Origin of the sequence: Methylobacter svalbardensis (assembly GCF_037671525.1) — a bacterium.
Taxonomy (GTDB): Bacteria; Pseudomonadota; Gammaproteobacteria; order Methylococcales; family Methylomonadaceae; genus Methylobacter_A; species Methylobacter_A svalbardensis.
In genome coordinates this window covers 1-1201 of the sequence record NZ_JAWPOH010000176.1, presented here as the reverse complement: position 1 = coordinate 1201, position 1201 = coordinate 1, and the positions used below count along the sequence as shown (strand labels likewise).

The window sequence follows — 1201 nt, the reverse complement described above, 5'->3', positions numbered from 1 at the left end:
CTTCCAATGCAATTTTGGCTTTTTGAGCCCCTGTAAAAATCTTCCGTTTGCTTTCGCTCATTTCCTGCTTCTCATTTTTCGACAGAGCATAGCTTAAACTATTGTCCGGAATTCGGGGTCCACTATAGCCAACGGCGGATTGCCATTTAAGAAGATGAATTTTACCTCAGACACCAAGGTGGAATTGACTGTCAAGTTCTCAGATGCAACTGCTGAAGCTGACTATCTGATCGAAGATGACAAGGTCAAGATCAGTTCAGCGGGACAGACCCAAGTCTTCACGATTGACAAAAATGGTTGCTTGGACGGCGGGCAAATGATTGGCAAATTCTGCAAGATGTGAGTTTTCCGAAACAACGCGCGCGTAGGGCGGTGCCGTTTTGCGCCGCCACATAGTGGTGAGGTTGTCATTTTGGGCAGTGGTTTGGTTTTGGTAGCCACTTTTCAGCTTAACAAGTCGGTCAAACGCGCTACGCCGCTATTTGCGCGGTTTATTTTTATTTTTTATCAAGGTTTGGTGGCTTCGCTTAAGGTCTTTGAACACACCCCTAATCTTTACGTTAGGCAACACGGTCTCATTGATGGCTGCATAAGAAGGAGAAACTCATGAGTGATTACGATAATCCACAAAAGACACTGGACGATCAGGTTGCCGATGCTGTGCGAAAGGCAGTGAAAAACCATATCGGAAGCGAAAAGTTCAAGGACGAAGCGAAGAAGGAGTATCAAACCCAGATCACAGGCCTCATTGAGGCCGCAGAGAAAAAGGCACGCAATTGGGCCATCATTGTCGCCTTGCTCGTAACGGGTATTGCATTTGTTTTGGTGTTTTCCGAATTCTTGAAGGTAAGAGAGAAGCGACTGAGTATTGATGAGGAGTACGTCAAAGTACTTTCGACCGCGCAAGAACTTCATAAGACTATCGACACCTTGAAGACAGACGTTGATCGTCTTAAGGGCGAAGTCGAGGCCAGTGATAAATCGACTAAAGCTACATTTGAGAGCCTGGAGAAAAAGGCTCGAGAATTAGAGGCTCAAATCCGTAAGACGGATAAATTGTAGGGTAGATTCGCGCTAGTACTCAGTCATTCTTGTAATGTCGGATAAAGTTTCTTCAACTTTACCCGAGCGTCCTCATTAGTAAAGCGCCATTCCATAGGTCGAACAATAGCATTTCTTTTTTCTTGCCATGCTGCGATTT

At 45.3% G+C, this 1201-nt stretch carries 2 protein-coding genes; both read left to right on the top strand.

Annotated elements, in window-relative coordinates; all coding sequences use genetic code 11:
• Nucleotides 1–154: 154 nt before the first annotated feature.
• Complete coding sequence (locus RW114_RS20690; protein WP_340124614.1) at nucleotides 155–343, top strand: hypothetical protein; 189 nt, start codon at nucleotides 155–157, stop codon at nucleotides 341–343.
• 263 nt (nucleotides 344–606) lie between these two features.
• Nucleotides 607–1062, top strand: a complete 456-nt coding sequence (locus RW114_RS20685; RefSeq protein WP_340124613.1) for a hypothetical protein — start codon at nucleotides 607–609, stop codon at nucleotides 1060–1062.
• Nucleotides 1063–1201: the final 139 nt, after the last annotated feature.